This window comes from Escherichia sp. KTE114 (assembly GCF_000407765.1).
GTDB lineage: Bacteria > Pseudomonadota > Gammaproteobacteria > Enterobacterales > Enterobacteriaceae > Escherichia > Escherichia ruysiae.
The window spans coordinates 2,400,916-2,425,227 of record NZ_KE136626.1 but is presented as its reverse complement, the minus strand read 5'-3'; the positions used below and the strand labels follow the sequence as shown (position 1 = coordinate 2,425,227).

Sequence of the window (24,312 nt, the reverse complement as noted above, 5' to 3'; positions counted from 1 at the left end):
TTTTCACCCCGCCCGATGATGACAGCAGCCGGAGAGATTTTCGATAATCGGGCAGTCGGCGCTGTCATCGCCGGGGCAGGCATTCGCCAGCTCCAGTAACTGGTCGCGCATGGATTGCAGTTCTTCGATATGTCGCTCGATCTCTGCCACCTTCTCCAGCGTGCGCCGCTTGACGTCGGCACTGTGGCGCTGCGGGTCGTTAAACAGATTCACCAGTTCGCCGCTCTCTTCCAGGTTAAAGCCCACCTGGCGCGCCTGGCGCAGTAAGGTCAGTTCGTTGAGATGCTGCTGCGTGTAGGTGCGATAACCGTTTTCGCTGCGCATCGGCGGTGTCACCAGCCCCTTCTCTTCATAGAAGCGAATAGCTTTGCTGGTCAGGCCGGTAATTTTTGCTACATCGCTAATGTTCATCGTTCGCGCAACGCCTCCTGTGCTTTGTTAAAGGGTTTCAACAGATAATCCAGCACGCTCTTTTTGCCGGTGCGGATATCGACCGTCGCCACCATGCCGGGAAATATCGGAAACTGCTGTTTGCTTTTATTTTCCAGATGATTACTGAAAGTGCGAATGTACACCCGATAGTAATAAACATCGCGCCGCACTTCATCCTGCACGGTGTCCGGTGATATCACCGCCACTTCCCCCGGCAAACCACCGTAGATGGAGTAATCGTAAGCGGTAATTTTCACCAGCGATTTTTGCCCCGGATGGATAAACGCCACATCGCGCGGGGAGATTTTTGCCTCAATCAGCAGTTGCTCATCCAGCGGCACGATGGTCATCAGTTTACCACCGGGGGCAATGACGCCGCCAACCGTGGTGACATCAATATCCTGAACAATGCCACGCACTGGCGCAGTAAAGTTGAGCCTGGTGAGGGAGTCTTCACGCCCACGGATCACCGAACGCTGGGTTTCCACTTCCGCATTAGCTTTCGCTAACTCTTCCCGCGCCTGTACGTAGTATTGCGTGCGCACGTCGCTAAGTTTGTTTTCCAGTTCATTGGCCTGGCGTTGCAGGCGCAGCACTTCGACGCTGCTCGCAGCCCCTTGTTTCACCAGCGGCTGGGTCATCGCCAGTTCACGGTTGACCAGGCTAATCCCCTGCGTCAGCCCGGTGGTGGCTTTGTTCAACCCGTCGCGGCGAGTGTTGTACAACGCCGTTTCCGACTCGATAAGTTCGGGGAATTTATTCAGTTCGTCAGGGAAGACCAGCGGTTTATTGCTCACTTCTGCCCGCAGCCGCGCCGAGGTTGCCAGCGCCGCGTACAGGCGCGACATCGCTTCCTGAACGTCGGATTCCGTTTTGGTGCGGTTAAGCTGCGCCAGCGGCTGACCCTGTTCAACAATATCGCCAACCTTCACGTCGAGATGATACAAAATCCCGCCTTCCAGCGACTGCACCACCTGTTCACGCCCGGAGGGTTCTACCGTGCCGCTGCCGGTGGTCACTTCATCAAGCTGGAAGTACCACGCCCAGCCGAGAAAACAGAGTAACATTACGGCAGTCACGCGCACTGCCAGCGCCGAACGCGGCAGGCGAGGTTCAGTCAGGCCACGGTTGTATTGCAGTTGTCCGTTCATGCGGCAGACCCCTTATTCTTCTCCTGCAACACCACGCGTCGCGCCGTGGGTTCGCCCTGTTCACGCAAAATAGTCTCTTTCGCGCCGTCCATCACAATGCGACCCTGATCCATCACGATTATCCTGTCCACCAGTTGCAGAATCGCCGTGCGGTGAGTGGCGATGACCAGCGTGCGATGCCCAATCCACTGTTTCAGTTGTTCGATTAAATGCGCTTCCGCCATTTCATCCAGCGAGGCGCTGGGTTCGTCAAGCAGGACGATATTCGGCTGAGTGATGAGGAGCCGCGCCAGCAGCAGCGTTTGCCGCTGACCGCCAGAAAGACCAAATCCCCCTTCCTGAATCATGTAGTTGAGGCCGTTTTTCTGCTTCTGCACAAAGGGCAGCGCCCCGCTGAGGATTAATGCGCGTTCGATATCTTCATCGCTGGCTTCTGGCATCCCCATGGTGAGGTTTTCACGCAGCGAACCGAAGAACAGTCGCCCGGTCTGGCTGAGCAGCCCCATGTCGCGGCGCAGATCCGCCGGATCAAGCTGCCCGATGCTAATGTTATCCAGCAACACCAGCCCCTGCTGGGCGATACGCATTCCGGCGAGCATTTGCAGCAGCGTTGATTTACCCGCGCCGTTGCGCCCGAGAGTGGCGATTTTCTCTCCGGCCTGAATGTTGAGTTTGCCAATCGCCACATCGGCAATCTTCTCTTCTTCGTCGTAATAAAACACCGCGTTGCTGAACTGATAATTACCGTGCAGCACCGCTTTATGCACCAGTTTGCCGTGTTCCGGCTGATCCACCGGGCGCTTCATCAGTTCATCAAGGCCGTTACGCGCCACTTTAGCCTGCTGCCAGCGCGAGAGCACGCCGGAAATCTGCGACAGCGGCGCAATGGTGCGCGAAGCCAGGATCGTCGTCCCGACCAGCGCGCCGGTGGTCATGTCGCCGTTCATCACCATAAAGCAACCCACCAGCAGCACCACCACGTAGACGATGGATTGCACTTCCTGCGTCCAGGTGAGCAGCAGCCCGGTGAGAAAACGTTGCTTCATGCTGATGGAGGACGCCACATCGTTGGTGTGATTCCACTGATTCTGGAAACGCTGTTCGGCGCGCAGCAGTTTGATATCTTCAATCGACTGCACGGCTTCCACCAGCGTCGCGTTGCGTACCGCTGACTCGCGCATTCCTTCGTTCGCCAGCCGCGCCAGCGGGCGTTGCACCAGCAGGCCGGGGATCACTAATAACGGCAGCGCCAGCAAAACAACCAGCACCAGCCAGCCGCCGATCATCCACAAAATAAAGACAAACAGCAGGAAGAACGGCAGATCCGCCACCGCGCCGATGGTGGTGGAAGTAATAAGCTCACGCACCGATTCCAGTTCGCGGATCTGCGAGATAAACGAGCCGGTGGATTTCGATCGCACGTTATTTTTCAGCCGTAATGCATGACCAAAAACGCGATCCGAAATCCGTAAATCCGCCCGTTTACCAATCACATCGGAAAGATGTGTGCGCACCATGCGCATACAAAACTCAAACAGGATCGCCATCATCACCCCGGCGAACAGCACCCACAGCGTCGGGTAGGATTGCGCCGGAACGACGCGGTCGTAAACCTGCATCGAGAACACCATCGCCGCCAGCGCCAGCACGTTCGCCACCAGTGACGCCAGCATAATATCGCCGTAGCGCCGCCAGTCTTTCAGCGAGAGATTCCAGAACCAGTTCGCCTGATACGGGCGAATGTAGTCATCCACCCGCGCATCGGGAATGGCGCTGAGCGGGCGCAGCAGCGCCAGTTCGACGATTTTATCTTCAACATCCGCGACGTTAAGCGTAGTTTCCAGCCCTTCGTCACCGCTGAACTGAATGCTGATATTGTCGTGGTTATCGCGGCGGGTGATCACGCCAATCTGCTGATTATCAAACACCGCGATCAACGGCAGCCGCCACGGGTTAAGCGAGTCGGCGGAGAACTCGACCAGCCGCAGCCCCATCGCCAACTGCCGCGCCATGTCGGTAAGTAACTCTTCCCGCTTGCTGTCGCGCTCCCAGTTGACAGTTGCGCGCACGTTCTCCTGAGAAAAATCGAGGCGATAATAGCGTGCCACGGCGATCATCGCCTCCAGCCAGGCTTCCACGGACTGGGCATTTTTTTTCATTATCTACACCACCATCAACTGATGATTCGCCAGCAAAGTGGCGAGGTCGGTATGCACGCCCGTCAGCGTGACCACGTTAGCTGTCGCAAAGCCGCCACCTGTGCCGTCGCGATCGATCTGCACGATGGTGTCGCTGCCGCTCTGGGTAACTTTGACAAAATCACCGATGTTTCCGGCCTGCGCATCCAGCGTCGCCACGCCGTTGACGTAGCTGGCTTTGCCGTTGCCGGTGTAGCCGCTGCCCTGTAACAGTTCGCGAATATCAATACGATCGGTGTCGGCGGTGCCTTCCCATGTCCCTACCGTAAAGCCATTCACCACGTCCGAGCCGTTGCCGCCGGTGGCGTCGCTGACGTTGAGCAGTTTATAGAGCAAGGTGTCGTGCCCGCCGTTGCCGATGTTGAGCGTGTCGTTACCGCCGCGCCCTTCCAGTTGGTTATCGCCCGTGCTGCCGGTCAGAGTGTCGTTAAAATTCGAGCCGGAAATGCCTTCAATATTGGTGAATGTTGAGGTGTTAAAGCCGGTCGCCTGCGCGGCGGTGCTGCTTAAGTTAGCGGTCACGCCCACCGTTGAGAGGCGGAAATCAACCACGTCCATGCCGCCATTCGCCAGCCAGGTTCCGGTGCCGGAGCTGTACACCCAGCCGCCGGAACCGTCGTAAGTGTCGGTGCCTGCGGTGGCGAAGAAGGTGTCGTTATAACCGGTGCCGACAAACTTGCCGTTGTTGGCCGCCGTGCCCGCTTCGGCGCTGAGATCGTAAGCGTGAGTAGCATCGGTGGCCTGTAAGCCGCCCCAGGTGGTATTCAACGTCTGGTCAATATTGCTGGCAGTCGCGCCAGTGGATTTGATCAGCACCGCGTTATAGGTTTCTCCGGCATTCAGCCCGTAGAAATTGACCAGCGCCGAGGTGTCGTTAACCCCCATCCCCGACTGCGGGTTGATAATTTGCGTGGCAACCAGCACACCTGCCGAGTTGTACAGTTTTACGGTATTGCCGTAATAGACGTTAATACCGTTAGGATCGGTGATGCGCAGGTGCAGCGAAGTGCCGTAGCTCACCGTGTTGGTGTTGCGGATCAGGAACACGCTGCCCGACTGTTTGGTTACCAGTACATCCACCGCGCCATCCCAGTCGTAGTCCATTGCCGCCACGCCGCTGGTGGTGCCGCTCTGGCTGCCGCCGAGAGCCGACTGCGTCCAGTTACTGGCACCACCAACGTTGGTGTAAAGGTAGGATTGTCCGGTCTGGGCAATACGGGCGATATCCATCAGGCCGTCATGGTTCCAGTCCACCGCCAGGCTAAACTGGCTGGCATAGGTCGTTGCCGTTGCCCCCACTGCCACCGGACTTCCCAGCACGCCGTTGGTGTTGAATAACAGGGAACCGTAGTTAGTTCTTCCCTGGCTGGCGGGCAGGAAGAGATCCATATCGCCGTCGCCGTCAAAATCCGCCCACGTCATGGAGACAGACGTTGAGTTGCCGCCGCTGCCCGCCGTGCTGAGGAAGGTGTTGATGGTATTTTGTCCCCAGACAAACGTGCCGTTTCCCTGGCTGATAAGCGAAGACAGCGTGTAATAGTTGTTCAGGTTGAAGGTGTGCTGAACCAGGTCAATCCTGCCGTCGTTGTTAAGATCAACGCCAGAACCCTCGTTGAGTGAAAGATATCCCGTCACCGCCCCGCCCACCGTGGCGCTCCCGCCGTTGTTGGCAACGGTAGAGTTGCCTACCAGGGTGCCCGCGTTATTCCACAGGAAGGTATTAGAGTCTGGCCCCCCGGCGTCGCCAATCCAGAAATCGAGATAGCCGTCGCCCTCTTTATCAAACGCCACAATAGAGCCGTACCACGTCAGGGTGCCAACGGCGACCAGAATGGCACTGGAGAAGGTGCCATCGCCGTTATTGGTAAAGCCGTTGATATAGCCCGTGCCGTAATCATCACGGGTAATAAACAGATCGCCCGTACCGTTACGGTCGTAATCGGCAATGGAACTGGTGGCGTAATTGTTGCCGCTCTGATACAGCGTCAGGGCGGTCTTCGACCAGGTAAGCGGGTCGGTAGATTGCATCACCTGTTGGTTGGCCAGCACCGTCCACATCCCGTGCGTGTCGAGGCCGTAGGTCAGCCCCCAGGCAGTCGTTTTATTGGCGGTCGTCCAGGCTGGCGTGTAATCAATTGCCGCGTTGACCGTCACCGTGCCATTGCTGACGTTAGCGGTGTTGCCGTTGCCCGCCGAGCTTTTCACCTGCGCGGTGACGTTATAGGCGGTAGCGGACGCCGCCAGCACATCGGTATCCGGCAATTGCACATACCAGGTGTTGTGCGCCGGATCGACCACCACCGCGCCGCCCGGCTGCGAGGTGTAGGTTTTACCGTTGATCACCACTTCAACATACTGCCCACTGGCAAGTGCGGCAGTGATTACGCCACTGATAATCGGCGTAGTGTCGCGCGTGGTTTGATTGGTGATTTGCGCAAGCGTCGTCGGAATAGAGGTATCAACCGTCAGAACAAAATCACTAGAGGAGGTGATATTCCCCGCCAGATCCACCACTCGCGCGCTGTAGGTATAGGCACCGCTGACCAGCCCACTGTCGCTGTAGGTCCAGTTCAGTGCGCCGACCATCGTCACCGCGCCTAACAATAAGCCGTTGCGATAGAGGTAAACCACTTCTCCGCTGGCCAGCGGAGCGGAGAGCACGCCGTTTAACAGCGGCGTGGTGTCGTCGGTAGCCTGCGAACTGCTTAACGTCCCCTGCCGCTGCCCGACATCATCGGTATACGACACAATAGTTGGCGTGGCGGTGGGGTTAATCGTATCGACCACCACCGTTTTCGACACCACCGGGCCGGTATTTCCCGCCAGATCCAGTACCCGCACCTGATAAACATAGCTACCGTCGGTCAGCGTGCGGCTGTCGGTGTAAGTCCATTGCGTGCCGTTAGTGGTGAGCGTAGTCCAGGTCGCGCCGCCGTCGAGGCTAATCTGCGCCACTTCGCCGCTGGCAAGCCCCGCCCCCAGCGAACCGGTCAGTGTGAGCGTGGTATCGCTGGTGATAAAATCGGTGGCTGAACTCCCCGTGTCGGTGCTGATGCTGGCGATGGTCAACACCTGCGCCGGGTTAACGGTGTCGATTTGCGCCGTCTGGCTACCGGTTGCGCCTACGTTGCCTGCCAGATCGACCACCCGCACCTGCCAGGTGGTCGTGCCGTTAGTCAACGTGCGCCCATCCGCGTATGTCCAGTTCAGGCCGTCTGCCGCCAGCGTCACGTTCACCCAGGTTGCGCCGTTGTCGGTACTGATTTGCGCGAACTCATTAGCACCAAGCGTCGCGCCCAGCACGCCACGCACGGTCAGCGTGGTATCGCTGGTAATAAAGTCGCTGCTGCTGGCGCCGGTGTCATCGCTGATACCGGTAATGGTGATGCTTTTCGCCGCTTCGGGACTGGTGGTATCGACCACCACGTTTTGCGTCGCGGTCTGCCCGACGTTCCCCGCCAGATCCACTACCCGCACCGTGTAGTTCCAGGTGCCGTCGGTCAGTGTGCGACCATCGGCATAGCTCCAGTTGGTGCCAACGACGGTTAATGTAGTCCAGGTGACGCCGCCATCGAGGCTGATTTGCGCCCGTTCATCTGCCGCCAGCGCCGCGCCGAGCGTCCCGCGCACGGTCAGCGTCGTGTCACGGGTAACAAAATCGCTGCTGCTTAAGCCGGTATCATCGCTGATGCCCGCAATGGCAATGGTTTTGCTCGCCAGCGGCGCGCTGGTGTCAACGGTGACAATCTGGCTGGCGGTCGCGCCGATATTTCCGGCGGTGTCGATAACCCGCACCTGATAGTTGTAGTTGCCATCGGTCAGCGTGCGCCCGTCAAGGTACGTCCAGGTCAAACCGCTTACGGAAAGATTCTGCCAGGTTGTACCGCCGTCGATGCTGATTTGCGCGAACTCACCGGCAGCCAGCGTCGCCCCCAGCGAACCGCTCACCGCCAGTGTCGTGTCGCTGGTGACAAAATCGTTAGTGATCAAGCCCGTATCTGTGGTGATCGCGCTGATAGCGATGGTTTTCACCGCTGGATCTGGCGCGATGGTGTCGATCACCACATTCTGGCTGTCAGTCGCGCCGACGTTGCCCGCCGCATCAATCACCCGCACCTGATAGAGATAATTGCCATCAGTCAGCGTGCGGCTGTCGTTATAGCGCCAGGTCGTGCCGGTCACGGTGAGCGTGCTCCAGGTTGCGCCGCCGTCGATACTGATTTGCGCCGTCTCGTTACTGGCAAGCGCGGCGGTGAGCGAGCCATTGACCACTACCGGGCTGACGCTGGTGATAAAGTCGCTGGCGCTAAGCCCGGTGTCGGCTTGCAGGGAATCGATATTAATCCCCATCGCCGGGGCGCTGAGATCGACGGTAATGGTGTGATCGCTGCTGCCGGTGTTGCCAATGGCGTTGCTCACCGAGGCGTTAATCACGTAGGCGTTGCCGTCTGCCAGCGCGGTGACATCGGCGCTGCCGAGGGTGTAGCTCCAGCTACCGCCGGTCTGCACGGTGGTGGTGTAGGTTTTGCCGTTTAAGGTCAGAGTCAGCGTCTGCCCGACCGGCGCGGTGGTGGTGCCGCTGATCACCAGCGACGAGCCGTGTTCCGCCGCATTCACCACATCATCGCCCGCGAAGGTGTTGATGGTGACGGTGGGGACGTCACCGTTCAGAGTAACGCCACGGCTGGCGCTGCCGGGGTTTCCGGCCTGATCGCTGACCGTCGCGCTAATGGTGTAGCTACCGTCGCTTAATCCGGCAAACTGCTGCGCCGGAATAAATACCGACCAGCTTCCACCGCTGGCGACCGTTGCGGTCCAGCTCTGACCGTTAAAGGTGACAGTGACCGTCTGACCCACTTCGGCGGTGGTGGTGCCGCTGATGGTCTGCCCGGCAAGCTGCTCGGCATTGTTGATAATATCGTCGCCCGCCACGGTGGCTATGGTCACCGTCGGCGCAGCGGTGTCAACGGTCAGGGCGTGCGTGGTTTGACCGGGGTTGCCGGCGCGATCGTTCACGCTGGCGGTGATGGTCTGTGCGCCCTGTCCGAGCGTTGCCAGATCCGCCGCAGGTACGTTCAGCGCCCAGGTACCATTGGCGGCTACCGTTGCGGTATAGGTTTTGCCGCCAAAGGTCACGGTGACCGTCTGCCCCACTTCCGCGCTGGTCGAGCCGTTAAGGGTTAACGGCTGCTGTTGTTCGGCAGCATTGAGTCGGTCGTCCGTCGAAACGGTGTTGATGCTGATAACCGGCGCGGTGAGATCCACCGCCACGCTGCGCGAGGCCGTGGCGCTGTTTCCGGCGCTGTCCTGGGCGGAGGCGCTAACCGTGTAGCTGGTGCCATCCGCCAGTGCCGCGACGTCCGCCGCAGGCACGTTCACACTCCAGCTCCCGTTGCTTTGAATGGTGGCGCTGTAGCCTTTGCCGTTAAGCAGCACGGTCACCACAGTGCCTGTCGCAAAATTGGTGCCGGTGCCGCTCAGGGTCAGCGCACTGCCTGCTTCGGCGGCATTAATAAGGTTATCGCCGCTGATGGTGCTGACCGAGAGCGACACCGCCGCCGTATTCACCTGCACATTATGCGTTTGCGTGCTGCTGTTGCCTGCGCTATCGGTGATGGTGGCGCTGATGGTCACCGTGCCGTCCGCAAGGCCGGAAATCACGCTGGCTGGCACGCCGACGCTCCAGTTGCCGCTGGCATCGGTGCTGGTGACATACTGCTGCCCGGCGATGGTCACCACCAGGCGGTCGCCCGCTATCGCGCCCGTGGCGGTGCCGCTGATAATCTGCGCCTGAGTGTGTTCAACGCTGTTAATTACGTCATCGCCCGCCACGGTATTAAAGCTGATCACCGGCGCGGTGGTATCGACGGTTACGCCTTTGCTGGCGCTGCCGGAGTTACCCGCCAGATCGCTGACCGTTGCGGTGAGCGTGTAACTGTTATTAGCAAGCGTGGTTAAAGCACTGGCAGGTAGCGTTAAGCTCCAGCTGCCGTCTGCCTGCACCGTGGTCTGGTAGTTAGTGCCGTTAAGCGTAACGGTGAGCGTTTGCCCCGTATCCGCAGTGCTGGTGCCGGACACCGTTACGCCCGCCGCCGCTTCGCTGGCATTGATGATGTTATCGCTGGCAATGGTGTTGATGGTGACGGTTGGCGCGGCGCTATCGACGCTGTATTCATGCGTTGCCGTGGCGCTGTTGCCATTAACGTTAGTCACCCGCACCTGGGCGCTGGCATCGCCGTCACGCAAAGTCGCCATATCCGCAGCCGGAACGGTGGTGCTCCAGCCACCGTTTGCCGCCACCGTGGTGGTGTAGGTTTTACCGCCAAAGGTCACAGTGACGGTTTGCCCCGCTTCGACGCCGGAGGTGCTGCCGGAAAGCGTTAACGCCGCACCTTTTTCGGCGGCGTTAATCACATCATCGCTGGTAATGGCGTTAATGCTGATGGCGACGGCAGTGAGATCAACGGTCACCGGATGGGTAATGCTGGTTTGCGTTCCGGCACTGTTCGCGCCGCTAACGGTAATATTCAGCGTTCCCGCAGGCCAGTTACTGACATCTGCCGCCGGAACGCCGACGCTCCAGGTGCCATTCGCCAGCACTGTGGCGGCGTAAGTTTGGTTATTAATCACCACCGTCAGCGCCGTGCCTGCCGCAAAGCCGGAGCTGCTGCCGGTGATCACCTGCGCCTGAGCGTGTTCGATGATATTGACTACATCATCGCCCGCAACGGTATCGACCCGCAGACCAGGCAGACTGGCGTCAACGATGATATCGCGCGTACCGCTGCCGGTGTTACCAACGCCGTTGGTCACCGAGGCGTTAACGGTTAACTCACCGTTACCCAGCGCACTGACCGCCGAGGCAGGAACGGTGACGCTCCAGTTGCCGGAGGCATCGGTGGTGGCGCTGTAGTTTTGTCCGTTCAGGGTGACGGTGATCGCCGTACCCGCAGGCTGATCGCTGGTGCCGGAAAGCGCCAGATCGGATCCTTTTTCCGTCGCGTTGATCACATCATCGCCCGCGATGGTGTTAATGCTAATCACTGGCGCGCTGAGGCTGACGGTCACGGTGCGGCTGGCGTCGTCGCTGTTGCCTGCCCGATCGCTGACGCTGGCGGTGATGGTCTGCGCACCGCTACCCAGCGCCGTCACATCCGCCGCCGGTACTCCGACGCTCCAGTTGCCGGAGGCATCCAGGGTGGTGGTGTATGTTTTGCCGTTGAGCACAACGCTCACCACATCGCCCGCTTCCCCGCCGCTGCTGGTGCCGGAAATCACCAGCGCCTGCGCATGTTCGGCGTCGTTGATGATGTCATCGCCCGCCACGGTGTTAATGGTGAGAACCGGCGCGGTGGTGTCTATCGCCAGATTATGGCTGGCGCTGCCGGGGTTGCCCGCTTTGTCGTTGACCGTGGCGCTGACGGTGTAATTGCTTGCGGTCAGCGCACCAAGTGATGACGCAGGGACGCTAACGCTCCAGCTACCGTCCGCCTGTACATTACCGGTGTAGGTTACGCCGTTAAGGGTGACGCTCACCGTCTGCCCGGTTTCGGCGGTGCTGGTGCCGCTGATGGTGAGCGGGCTTCCGGCCTCCGTGGCGTTAAGAATATCGTCGCTGGCGATGGTGTTAATGGTGAGCGTCGGCGCACTGGCATCGACGCTGTACGCATGGGTCGCCGACGCATTATTGCCGCTCGCACTACTGATACTGGCCTGCACGTTCGCCGCGCCGTCTGACAGAGTTGCCAGATCTGCTGCCGGAACCGTTACGCTCCAGCTCCCGTTGGCGGCGACGCTTGCGGTGTAGGTTTTGCCGCCAAAAGTGACGGTAACGGTTTGCCCGCTTTCAATCCCGCTGGTGCTGCCGGAAAGGGTCAGATCGGTGCCTTTTTCGGCGGCATTAATTACGTCGTCGCTGGCAACGGTGTTGATGCTGATAGCCACCGCCGTTAAATCAACGGTAAATGGATGGCTGACGCTTACCGGGTTTCCGGCGCTGCTTTGCCCTGTTACCTCAATGTTTAACTGCCCCGCAGGCCAGGCGCTGACGTTTGCCGCCGGAATACCGACGCTCCAGCTACCATCTGCCTGTACCGTGGCGGAATAAGCCACGCTGTTAATGGTGACTGTCAGCATGGTGCCTGTATTCAAACCGCTGCTGCCGCCGGTGATCACCAGCGCCTGCCCGTGTTCGATGCTGTTGACGATATCATCGCCCGCGACGGTATCCACCCGCAGACCTGGCAGGTTGGCGTCAATAGTGATGTCGCGCGTGCCGCTACCCGTGTTGCCACTGGCGTTAGTGACGGAGGCGTTAATGGTTAAATCGCCATTGCCCAGCGCCTGGAGATCGGCTGCCGAAACGCTGACGCTCCAGCTTAAATCGGGCTGAACTTGCGCTGTGTAAGTATTGCCGCCCAGCGTCACAGTGACCGTATCGCCTGCGGCGGCGCGGGTAACCTGTCCGCTGATGGTTTGATCGGCCCCGGCTTCGGCGGCGTTGATAATATCGTCACCCGCCACAGTATTGATGGTGACGCCCGGCAGGCCGCTGTCGACCAGTAAATTCGCCTGGCCGCTGGCGGTGTTGCCTGCTGCACTGGTGGCGCTGGCGCTGACGGTATAGTTGGCCTGGCCTAGAGCCGCCAGATCGCTGACCGGAACGGTTAAGGTCCAGTTGCCCGCCGCGTCGGTGGTGGCGCTGTAGTTATGACCGTTGAGCGTGACGGTAACCTGTGCGCCTGTCGCCAGCCCCGAACTGCCGCCGCTGATGGTCAACGGTTGGCCTTTTTCATCGGCATTCAGCACGTTATCGCCGCTGATGGCGTTAAAGGTAATGGTCGGCAGCCCGGTATTAACCGTCACCTGATGCGTGGCGCTGCCGCTGTTACCACCGGCATCGGTGACGCTGGCGTTGATGGTGACCGTGCCGTTCGCCAGTGCCGAGACAACGCTCGCCGGTACGCCGACGCTCCAGTTACCGCTGGCATCCAGCACGGTGGTGAAGGTGTTTGTGCCAATAGTCACCGTGACGGTACTACCGGTTGCCGCGCCAGTGGCGGAACCGCTGATAATCTGCGCCTGGGCGTGTTCCGTCGCGTTGATCACATCATCGCCCGCCACCGTGTTGATGGTGACGAGCGGAACGGAAGTATCCACCGTCAGGTTGTGATTAACCGAGGCCGGGTTTCCGGCTTTGTCGCTCACCGCCGCGCTGACGGTGTAGTTACTGGCGGTCAGGGCGCTTAAGTCGGCTGGCGGCACGCTGACGCTCCAGCTACCGTCCGTTTGTACCGTGCCGGTATAGTTTGCGCCATTGAGCGTGACGGTGACCGTCTGCCCCGCTTCTGCCGTGCTGCTGCCGGTGATGGTCAGCGCCGTTCCGGCTTCGGTGGCGTTAAGAATGTCGTCGCCCGCAATGGTGTTAATGGACACCGTTGGCGCGCTGGCATCGACGCTGTAAACGTGGGTGGTGGTGGCGCTGTTGCCGTTAACGTTGCTGACGCTGGCCTGTGCGCTGGCATCGCCATCACGCAGGGTTGCCATATCCGCCGCCGGAACCGTGGTGCTCCAGGAACCATCTGCCGCGACGATTGCAGTGTAGTTTTTGCCGCCAAAGGTGACGGTGACCGTTTGCCCTGATGCCACGCCGGACGTGCTGCCGGAGAGCGTTAACGCCGCGCCTTTTTCGGCGGCGTTGATCACATCATCGGCGGTAATGGTGTTAATGCTGATAGCGATCGCCGTGAGATCGACGGTGACCGGGTGCGTGACGCTCACCGGATTTCCGGCTGTGGTGCTACCGCTCGCCGTAATCGTGACCGTCCCCGCAGGCCAGGCGCTGACATCCACCGCCGGAACGCCGACGCTCCAGGTGCCATCGGCTAAAACCGTTGCGCTATAGTTCTGGCTATTAATCGAAACCGTAAGTACGGCACCCGCTGCCAGACCAGAACTGCTGCCGGTTACCACCAGTGCCTGCCCGTGCTCGATAATATTCACCACATCATCGCCAGCGACCGTATCGACCCGCAGACCTGGCAGATTAGCGTCAATGGTAATGTCGCGCGTACCGCTGCCAGTATTGCCCACGCTATTAGTGACTGACGCAGAAATCGTTAGCTCGCCGTTACCCAACGCCTGTAGCGCGGCTGCCGGAACATTAATACTCCAGCTTAAATTGGCCTGCACTGTCGCCGTGTAAGTCTCGCCACCCAGCGTTACGGTTACCGTGTCGCCTGCCGCCGCGCCTGTAACCTGACCGCTGATAGTTTGAGCTGCCCCGGCTTCGGCAGCGTTAATAATATCGTCCGTCGCCACAACGTTAATGGTGACGCCCGGCAGCGCGGTATTAACCTGCACGTTATGGCTGGCGGAACCGCTGTTGCCATCAGCATCGGTTGCGGCGGCGGTCACGGTATAAGTCGCTTCACCAAGCGTACCAACCGCAGACGCCGGAACGGTCACGCTCCAGTTACCGGAAGCATCGGCAGTGGTGGTGTAATTTTGCCCGTTGAGCGTAACGGTTACCTGCGTGCCCGCAGGCTGGTTGCTGCTGCCGGAAATCGCCAGATCCGCGCCTTTCTCCGTGGCGTTGATAATGTCATCGACGGCGATGGTGTTGATACCGAGCACCGGCGCGCCGAGCGCCACGTTGACAATGTGCGAAGTCGTGCCGCTGTTGCCTGCGGAGTCGGTAACCGTGGCGGTAATGGTCACATCGCCCTGCGCCAGTGCGGAAATCACGCTGGCAGGCACGCCGATGCTCCAGTTGCCGTTGGCGTCCAGCACGGTGGTGTAGGTGGTCGTGCCAATGGTAACGGAAACCGTATTACCCGTCGTCGCACCCGCTGCCGAGCCGCTGATAATCTGCGCCTGGCTGTGTTCAGTGGCATTGATGATGTCATCGCCCGCTACCGTGTTGATAGTCACGACCGGGGCAAGCATATCCACCGCCAGATTATGCGTTGCCGAGGCCGGATTTCCGGCTTTGTCGCTGACCGCCGCACTCACCGTATAGGAGCTGACGGTGAGGTTGGCTAAATCGCCAGTCGGGACGCTGACGCTCCAGCTTCCGTCTGCCTGCACATTGCCGCTGTAATTGACGCCGTTTAGCGTCACGGTCACCATCTGCCCGGCTTCTGCCGTGCTGGTGCCGCTGATGATCAGCGCAGTACCCGCTTCGGCGGCGTTAAGAATATCGTCCGTGGCGATGGTGTTGATGGTGACGGAGGGCGCGGTGGCATCGACGCTGTAAGCATGTGTTGTCTGGGCGATGTTGCCTGCTACGTTGCTGACGCTGGCTTGTACGTTTGCTGTGCCGTCCGGTAAAGCCGCGAGATCCGCAGCCGGAACCGTCAGCCCCCAGCTCCCGCCCGTTGCCACCGTGGTGGTGTAGCTTTTGCCACCGAAGATAACGGTAATGGTCTGCCCCGCTTCCACGCCGAAGGTGGTGCCGGAGAGCTGTAAATCACTGCCTTTTTCGGCGGCGTTAATCACATCGTCAGTAGAAAGAGTGTTGATGGTGATCGCCACAGTAGCGAGATCGACCGTGACCGGATGGCTAATGCTGGTTGTTGTTCCGGCGGTGTTGGTGCCTGAAACCGTAATATCGACCGTCCCCGCAGGCCAGTTCCCCACATCCGTCGCCGGAACGCCCACGCTCCAGGTGCCATCGGCTAATACCGTTGCGCCATAGGTGACGCTGTTGATGACTACCGTCAACGCCGCGCCCACCGCCAGTCCGGTACTGCTGCCGGTTACCACCAGTGCCTGACCGTGTTCGATAATATTGACCACATCATCGCCTGCTACGGTATCGACGCGCAAACCTGGCAGGTTGGCGTCTATCACGATGTCGTGCGTTGTGGTGCCGGTATTGCCTGTAGTGTTGGTGACCGAGGCGATGATGGTCAGCTCACCGTTACCTAACGCCTGCAAATCTGCCGCAGGCACGCTGACGCTCCAGCTTAAATCTGGCTGCACGGTTGCGATGTACTGGTTGCCACCAAGCGTGACCGTCACCGTATTCCCCGCCTGCGCCGTTCCCGTGACCTGACCACTGATGGTCTGGTTAACGGCGATTTCAGCGGCGTTGATAATGTCATCGCCCGAAACGGTATTAATGATTACCCCAGGCAGGAGGGATTCGACATTCACCGTATGGGTGGTAGCACCGCTGTTGCCCGCGCTGTCGGTGGCGCTGGCGCTAATCTGGTACACAGCCTCGCCCAATGCGCCGACTGCCGAAGCCGGCACGGTAACGCTCCAGTTGCCAGCACTATCGGTGGTGGCGCTGTACGCCAGGCCGTTCAACATCACGGTGACCGTGGTGCCGGTCGCCAGACCGCTGGAGCCGCCGCTGATGGTCAGATCCTGAGTTTTCTCCGCATTATTGATGATGTCGTCGCCGGAGACGATATTGATGGTCAGCGTCGGGCCGCTGAGATCAACGGTCACATCGTGAGTCGTGCTGTCGCTGTTGCCCGCGCGATCGCTCAGGCTGGCGGTGATCGTCTGGCTGCCGGTTGCCAGCGCCGTGACATCAGCCGCCGGAATACCCACGCTCCAGTTACCGGAGGCATCCAGCGTGGTGGTGTAGTTTTTACCGTTCAGGTTAACCGTAACCACATCGCCCGCCGCCGCGCCCGTACTGGTTCCGCTCACCACCAGCGCCTGCCCGTGTTCGATGGTGTTGATGATGTCATCGCCCGCAACGATGTTAATGGTGAGATCCGGCGCGGTAACGTCCACCGCCAGCGCATGGTCGGCGCTGGCCGGGTTACCCGCTTTGTCGCTTACCGTGGCGGTCACGGTATAGCTGCTGGCGGTTAATCCGCTTAAATCCGATGCCGGAACATTCACGCTCCAGGTGCCATCCGCGAGAACGGTGGTCTGGTACGTGTTGTTATTGAGCGTGACGGTCAGCGTCTGTCCGGCCTGTGCCGTGGTGGTACCGCTGATGGTGATCCCCGCGCCTGCTTCGCTTACGTTAAGGATATCGTCGCTGGCGATGGTGTTAATGGTCACAAGCGGTGCGGTGGCATCGACGCTGTACGCGCGATCGGCCTGGGCGCTGTTGCCGTTAATGTTGCTGACGCTCGCCTGCACGTTGCCCGCACCGTCCGGCAGCGCAGCGAGATCGGCAGGCGGCACATTCACCGTCCAACTGCCGTTGGCTTCAACGGTAGTGGTGTAATTTTTGCCACCAAAGGTGACGGTCACCGTCTGCCCGGCTTCGACACCGCTGGTGCTGCCGCTTACGACCAGCGTTTCGCCTTTTTCGACGGCGTTGATCACATCATCGCCGGAAAGGGTGTTAATGGTGATGGCGACCGCCGCCAGATCGACGGTAACCGGATGGGTAATGGTGGAGGTTGTTCCGGCACTGTTGGTGCCGCTTACCGTAATATTCACCGTTCCCGCAGGCCAGTTGCTGACGTCTGCCGCCGGAACGCCGAGGCTCCATGTGCCGTCGGCTAACACCGTCGCGCCGTAAGTGACGTTATTGATAACGACCGTTAACGCGGTTCCCACCGTTAATCCGGTGCTGTTCCCGGTGATCACCAGCGCCTGATTGTGCTCAATGCTGTTTATGACGTCATCGCCCGCCACCGTATCGACGCGTAAGCCAGGCAGATTAGCGTCGATTGTGATATCCCGCGAGCCGCTGCCCGTGTTGCCAACGCCATTGGTGACCGAGGCGTGTACGGTGAGAGAACCGTTGCCCAGCGCCTGAATATCCGCCGCTGGAACGTCCACGCTCCAGCTTAAATTAGCCTGCACCGTGGCGGTGTAGGTGTTGCCGCCCAACGTGACGGTGACCGTATCTCCCTGCGCCGCACCCGTGACCTGCCCGCTGATGGTTTGCGCGTTGCCGGATTCAGCAGCGTTAATAATATCGTCGGTCGCCACCGCGTTAATGGTGACAGCAGGTAAGGCGCTGTTGACCAGCACATTATGGCTGGCGGAATTGCTGTTGCCTGCCGTGTCGGTGACATTTGCCGTTACCGTGTAGTTGGCTTCACCCAGCGCGCTAACCGCCGAGGCTGGCACCGTGGCGCTCCAGTTACCGGAAGCATCTGTGGTGGCGGTGTAATTTTTCCCGTTCAGCGTCACCGTAACCGTAGTGCCAGCAGGCTGATTACTGGTGCCGGAAATTTGCAGATCCGCGCCTTTTTCCGTGGCGTTAATCACGTCATCGCTGGCGATAGTGTTGATACCAATGGTTGGCGAGGTGAGATTCACAGTGATCGTGTGGCTGGCGTCGTCGCTGTTGCCTGCCGCGTCGGTAATGGTCGCGGTGATGGTTTGTGCACCGCTGCCAAGCGCAGTGACATCTGCCGCCGGAACGCCGACGCTCCAGTTGCCGGAAGCGTCCAGCGTCGTGGTATAGGTTTTACTGTTTAACGTAACGGTGATGACATCGCCTGCTTCCCCGCCTGTGCTGGAACCAGAGATCACCAGTGCCTGCCCGTGTTCGGCGGCGTTAATAATGTCATCGCCCGAGACGGTGTTAATGGTCAGCACCGGCACGGTGAGATCCACCGCCAGCCCGTGAGTAGTGGACGCCGGGTTACCCGCTTTATCGTTGACTGAGGCGCTGACGGTGTACTGGCTGGCGGTCAGATTGCTGAGATCTGCCGTCGGCACGCTGACGCTCCAGCTACCGTCCGCCTGAACGGTGCCACTGTAAGTCACGCCATTAAGCGTGACGGTTACCGTCTGCCCCGCTTCGGCGGTACTGCTGCCGTTGATGGTTAACGGATTGCCCGCCTCGGCGGCGTTCAGAATATCGTCAGCGGCGATGGTGTTAATGGCAAGCGTCGGTGCCGTAGCATCGACGCTGTAGGCGTGGGTTGCCGAAGCCGTGTTGCCGTTAATATTGCTGACGCTGGCCTGCGCGGTGGCGTCGCCGTCGCGTAATGTAGCAAGATCGGCGGCAGGTACGGTGGTTGTCCAGCTACCATCGCCCGCTACGGTGGCGGTATAGCTTTTTCCGCCAAAGGTGACGGTGACAGTTTGCCCAGCTTCCACGCCAGAGGTGCTGCCGGAAAGGATTAAATCTGCCCCTTTTTCGGCAGCGTTAATCACATCGTCGCCGGAAACGGTGTTAATGGAAATCGCCACCGCCGCCAGATCGACGGTGACCGGATGAGTGATAGTGACCGGGTTTCCTGCGCTACTGGCGCCTGAAACCGTAATATTCACCGTACCCGCAGGCCAATTGCCCACATCTGCCGCCGGAACACCAACGCTCCATGTGCCATCGGCTAATACGGTCGCAGCGTAAGTGACCGAGTTAATCACCACCGTCAGCGCCGCGCCCGCCGCCAGCCCGCTGCTGCTACCGGTTATCACCAGCGCCTGAGCGTGCTCGATGCTGTTGACCACATCATCGCCCGCCACGGTATCGACGCGCAGCCCCGGAAGATTAGCGTCTATCGCGATCTCGCGCGTGCCGTTGCCGGTGTTGCCAACGCCGTTGGTCACCGAGGCGTTAACCGTGAGAGAGCCATTACCGATGGCCTGAATATCCGTCGCCGGAACGTCCACGCTCCAGCTTAAATTGCCCTGTACGGTGGCGGTATACGTTTTGCCACCCAGCGTTACGGTGACGGTATCGCCCGCCGCCGCGCCCGTTACTTGCCCGCTGATAGTCTGCGCCACGCCCGATTCGGCGGCGTTAATAATATCGTCGCTCGCCACCGGATTAATGGTGACACCAGGCAGCGCGGTATTGACCTGCACGATATGGCTGGCGGAATTGCTGTTACCTGCGCTGTCGGTGACGTTCGCCGTCACCGTGTAGCTGGCTTCGCCCAGCGCACCTACTGCGGAAGCGGGCACCGTGGTGCTCCAGTTGCCTGCGGCGTCCGTCGTCGCGGTGTAATTTTGCCCGTTCAGCGTCACCGTAATTGTGGTGCCTGCTGGCTGATTACTGGTGCCGGTAATTTGCAGATCCGAGCCTTTTTCCGTGGCGTTAATTATGTCATCGGTAGCGATGGTGTTAATGCCAATGGTTGGCGCGGTAAGGTTGACGGTGACCGTGTGCGTCTCACTATCGTTGTTGCCTGCCGCATCAGTAACGCTCGCCGTTACGGTTTGTGAACCGCTGCCCAGCGCGGTGACGTCCGCTGCCGGAACGCCGACGCTCCAGTTGCCGGAAGCGTCCAGCGTCGTGGTATAGGTTTTACTGTTTAGCGTGACGGTAACGACATCCCCCGCGTCCCCGCCGGTGCTGGAACCGGAGATCACCAGAGCCTGCCCGTGCTCGGTGGCGTTAATAATATCGTCGCCCGCAATGGTGTTGATGGTCAGCACCGGAACAGTGAGATCCACCGCCAGATTATGCGTGGTGCTCGCCGGGTTGCCTGCTTTGTCATTGACCGTCGCGGTCAGGGTGTGGCTGCCATCCGTCAATGCCTCAAGATCTGCCGCCGGAATGTTAATGCTCCAACTGCCGTCGGCCTGTACCGTTGCCTGATACGTCTGCACGGTCGGGCTGTTAAGCGTTATCGTAACAATCTGCCCCGCCTCGGCGGTGGTGCTGCCGCTCACCGTCACGCCCGCATCGGCTTCGCTGGCGTTGACGATATTGTCGCTGGCAACGGTATTGATAATGATGGTTGGCGCGCTGCTGTCGACGCTGTAGTTATGCACCGCCGAGGCGCTATTGCCGTTGATATTGCTGACGCTGGCCTGCGCGGTGGCGCTACCATCGGTTAATGACGCTAAATCGGCAGCGGGTACAGTGGTTGTCCAGCTACCATCGCCTGCAACCGTGGCTGTGTAATTTTTACCGCCAAAAGTGACGGTGACCGTTTGTCCGGCTTCTACGTTAGTGGTGGTGCCGGAAAGGGTTAAATCAGTGCCTTTTTCTGCGGCGTTAATCACATCGTCCGTGGCGATAGTGTTGATGGCGATCGCCGCCGGAGTGAGATCCACCGTAACGGGATGGGTGATGCTCACCGGATTTCCGGCGCTACTTTCCCCGGACACGGCAACCGTCACCGTCCCCGCAGGCCAGGCGCTAACCTGCGCCGCCGTCACGCCCACGCTCCAGCTACCATCGGCCTGCACCGCAGTGGTGTAGTCGACGTTGTTAATCGTGACGGTAAGCGGCGTGCCTTCAGCCAGCCCCGAGCTGCTGCCGGTGACGACCAGCGCCTGCCCGTGCTCGATGATATTGACCACATCATCACCCGCCACCGTATCGACCCGCAGGCCGGGCAGATTGGCGTCGATGGTGATATCACGCGAGCCGCTACCGGTGTTGCCGTTTTCATTGGTGACCGAGGCATTAACCGTTAAATCACCATTACCCAGCGCCTGAATATCTGCTGCCGGAACGCTCACGCTCCAGCTTAAACCAGCCTGGACAGTAGTCGTGTAGGTATTGCCGCCCAGCGTAATAGTTACCGTGTCGCCAACGGCTGCGCCAGTCACCTGCCCGCTGATGGTTTGCGCTACGCCCGCTTCGGCGGCGTTAATAATATCGTCGCTCGCCACCGGGTTAATGGTCACGCCGGGCAGCGAGCTGTCGACCAGGAGGTTATGGCTGGCGGTGGCGCTGTTGCCAATACTGCTGGTCACCGCTGCTGTCACCGTATAGTTGGCCTGGCCCAGTGCGGTTACCGCCGATGCCGGAACCGTCACGCTCCAGTTGCCGAAGGCGTCGGTCGTCGCCGCATAATTTTGCCCGTTCAGCGTCACGGTGATGGCGGTATTAGCAGGTTGATCGCTGGTGCCGGTAATCTGGACATCGGCTCCTTTTTCGCTGGCGTTAATCACATCATCGCCAGCAATGGTGTTAATACCAATCACCGGCGCGGCGGTATCGACCGTGACGGTGAGTGACTGGCTGCCGCTGTTTCCGGCGCGGTCGGTGACTGAAACGTTGATCGGATAACTGCCGTCCACCAGTCCGCTGACGACGGAAGCCGGAACGCCCAGGCTCCAGTTGCCAGAAGCATCCACCACCGTGGTGTAATCCACATTATTCAGCGTAACGGTGACAATATCGCCCGCCTGTGCGCCAGTGACCGTGCCACTGATGATTTGCGCCTGGGTATGTTCCGGCGTGTTGATGACGTTATCGGTCGCCACCGGATTAATGGTCACCACCGGCGGCGTGGCATCGACCAGCGCCACGCGTGAAACGCTGCTCGGATTACCGGCGACATCGTTTACGCTGGCGGTGACCGTAGCGTTGCCGTCAGCCAGTGTGTCAACGTTGGCGGCGGGAACGGTCACGCTCCAGGTTCCGTCTGGCTGCACGATGCCCTGATAGGTCTGTCCATTCAGCGTGACGGTAACCGTCTGCCCTGGCTGGGCGTCGGTAGTGCCAGTGATGAGCAAATCCTGCCCGCTTTCGGCGGCGTTGATGATGTTGTCGGCGGTCAGCGAGTCGATGCTTAAGGCCGGCGCCTGGCTGTCGACGGTAATGGTGCGGGAGGTGTTTCCGGTATTACCGCTGAGATCCGTTACGGATGCAGTAATTGCCACCGCACCGTCAGGCAGATTACCCATATCGGCAGCGGGTACTGTCAGACTCCAGGAGCCATCGGCCTGCACAGTAGTGGTAAAACTCTGTCCGGCGAGGGTTACTGTAACCGTTTGTCCTGGCTCAGCTTGTTGAGTGCTACCGGTGAGGGTCAGTGGCGCATTTTTTTCTGCACCACTGATAATGTCATCGCCGGAAACCGTGTTAATGGTGATCAACGGAGAAACACCCACCAGCGTGATTGCACGTGATGCCGTGCCAGTATTTCCGGCGGCATCTGTCACGGTGACGAAAATCGTATTGGCTCCGCGATCCAGCGTGCGGGTTACCGCCGGATCCAGCGCCACATTCCAGCTACCGTCTGCCAGCACGACGCCCGTCAGGACATGAGCGCCCAATTTCACAGTCACCGTATCGCCAGGAGAAGCACCGCTGACGTTTCCGGAGATGATCTGCGCAACGGCCTGTTCTGCATTATTAAGAATATCGTCGCCCGCCACGGTGTTGACGTTGATCGTCGGCGCGCTGGTATCTACCGCGAAATTCGCGCTGTTGCTGGTGGTATTTCCTGCCCGGTCGCTGACGCTGGCATTTACGGCGTAGTTACCATCTGCCAGCGCCTGCACTTCTGCGGCAGGCAGCGCCACCTGCCATGTGCCATCGCTACCGACGGTTGCTGTATGGCTTTTACCATTTACTGTCAGTGTAACGATTTGCCCGGCTTCAGCATTCGAAGTACCGCTCAGTACCAGCGCGGCGTTATGTTCTGCGGCGCTGACAATGTTGTCCTGGGCGATGGTGTTGATAGCAAGCGTCGGCGGCTGGGTATCGACGGTTAACAGTTGCGCGCTGGTGACCGTATTGCCCGTAGCATCTTTCCCGCTGACCAGCACTGCCTGATTCCCTTCGCCTAACGCCTGGGCGTCAGCGGTCGGCACCTGCACGCTCCACGCGCCGTTAGCACCTACGCTGGTCGTGTAGGTTTTGCCGTTTAGCGTGACGCTGAGTTCTGTTCCCTGCGGCAAGTTGCTCGTCGTGCCTGAAAGCGTAAATCCGGCGGCCTGTTCGCTGGCGTTAATAATGTTATCGCCTGCGGTGGTGGCGACCTGCACGCTGGCCTGGCTGTCGTCGATGGTTAACGTTATCGAACCAGCGTCAGTGATGGTGCTGCCGACAATTTGCACCACTGACCAGGTATGTTCACCTGCGCTTTGCGTGGGTAAAGAGACGCTCCAGTGCCCGTTGCTGTCTACCTGAGTACTGGCAATAGTATTGCCGTTACTGTCTTTGATCTGGATGGTCGCACCCGCCTGCCCGCTACCGCTAAAGGTTGGCGTGGTGTCATCTGTGATGTCATTGGTGGCGAGAATGCCGCGCTGATCGCCCTGATTATCGGTGACTAAAAATGATGGGGTTGCATTGCCTGGCTCGGCGGGTGGCGGAGGGTTGTTAACCACTTCAGTTTTTGAATCGTCATCACCACCGCTTGCCAGTAAAGCGCCAAGCGCACCGCCACCTACCGCTGCCCCCGCTAACCATCCCCACGGGAAGGTGCTGGTCTGAGCAACGGTATCAAGAAATGGTGCAATACTTTCAATAGCGGTGGTCTGGGCGGTCAGTTCTACGGGGGCTAACCCCCCCGCTGCGGCATCGGCAAAGGTTACGTGGGTTAGCTGTTGTCCATCGGCAAAGACCAGTTCAGATTGTTCACTGGTATTTGTCGCTTGCAGGAAATAGCCGTTGCAACGGATAACCGTGCCATCCTGCATATAGATCAGCAGGTCATTTCCTTCGCGAACGTAACGCGCAACGGCAGATGCCTGAGCATGAACCTGCACCACAGAGGGCTCATAAATAACAACCGTAACGTCGCCAGGATTAATCAGCGTTTGTTTGACGGATGTTTTACGCGAAATAACATCAATAATCAGGCTCATAATGGCATTCCTGATAAATGGCGCACATCCTTAGCGAGTCCATTTATCTAAATAAGACAAAGGTAATAACTCAACAACGATGCCTACCT

At 59.4% G+C, this 24,312-nt stretch carries 4 protein-coding genes; all 4 read right to left on the bottom strand.

Features of this window, described 5'->3' with window-relative positions:
* Positions 1 to 3 precede the first annotated feature (3 nt).
* The 4 genes from cueR to siiEA are packed head-to-tail and all read right to left on the bottom strand — an operon-like array spanning position 4 to position 24,223.
* A complete protein-coding gene (cueR, locus tag WC5_RS09560; RefSeq protein ID WP_001026750.1) occupies positions 4 to 411 on the bottom strand; it encodes a Cu(I)-responsive transcriptional regulator in 408 nt (135 codons plus the stop codon).
* The gene (locus WC5_RS09565; RefSeq protein ID WP_001014327.1) at positions 408 to 1,583 is read right to left on the bottom strand and encodes an HlyD family type I secretion periplasmic adaptor subunit; all 1,176 of its coding nucleotides are present in this window, start codon (positions 1,581 to 1,583) and stop codon (positions 408 to 410) included. The genes cueR and WC5_RS09565 overlap by 4 nt, the downstream gene beginning before the upstream one ends.
* Positions 1,580 to 3,742, bottom strand: a complete 2,163-nt coding sequence (locus WC5_RS09570; protein ID WP_000739038.1) for a type I secretion system permease/ATPase — start codon at positions 3,740 to 3,742, stop codon at positions 1,580 to 1,582. Before WC5_RS09570 ends, WC5_RS09565 begins: the two co-directional genes overlap by 4 nt.
* A gap of 3 nt (positions 3,743 to 3,745) precedes the next feature.
* Positions 3,746 to 24,223 (bottom strand): BapA-related adhesin SiiEA, encoded by a 20,478-nt coding sequence (gene siiEA, locus WC5_RS09575; protein ID WP_016231611.1) that lies wholly within the window; start codon positions 24,221 to 24,223, stop codon positions 3,746 to 3,748.
* Positions 24,224 to 24,312 lie beyond the last annotated feature (89 nt).

What these genes read in the sequence shown, in the direction of transcription:
- cueR (WP_001026750.1), bottom strand. Translation starts at nt 411, where the DNA reads ATGAACATTAGCGATGTAGCAAAAATTACCGGCCTGACCAGCAAAGCT.
- WC5_RS09570 (WP_000739038.1), bottom strand. Translation starts at nt 3,742, where the DNA reads ATGAAAAAAAATGCCCAGTCCGTGGAAGCCTGGCTGGAGGCGATGATC.
- WC5_RS09565 (WP_001014327.1), bottom strand. Translation starts at nt 1,583, where the DNA reads ATGAACGGACAACTGCAATACAACCGTGGCCTGACTGAACCTCGCCTG.
- siiEA (WP_016231611.1), bottom strand. Translation starts at nt 24,223, where the DNA reads ATGAGCCTGATTATTGATGTTATTTCGCGTAAAACATCCGTCAAACAA.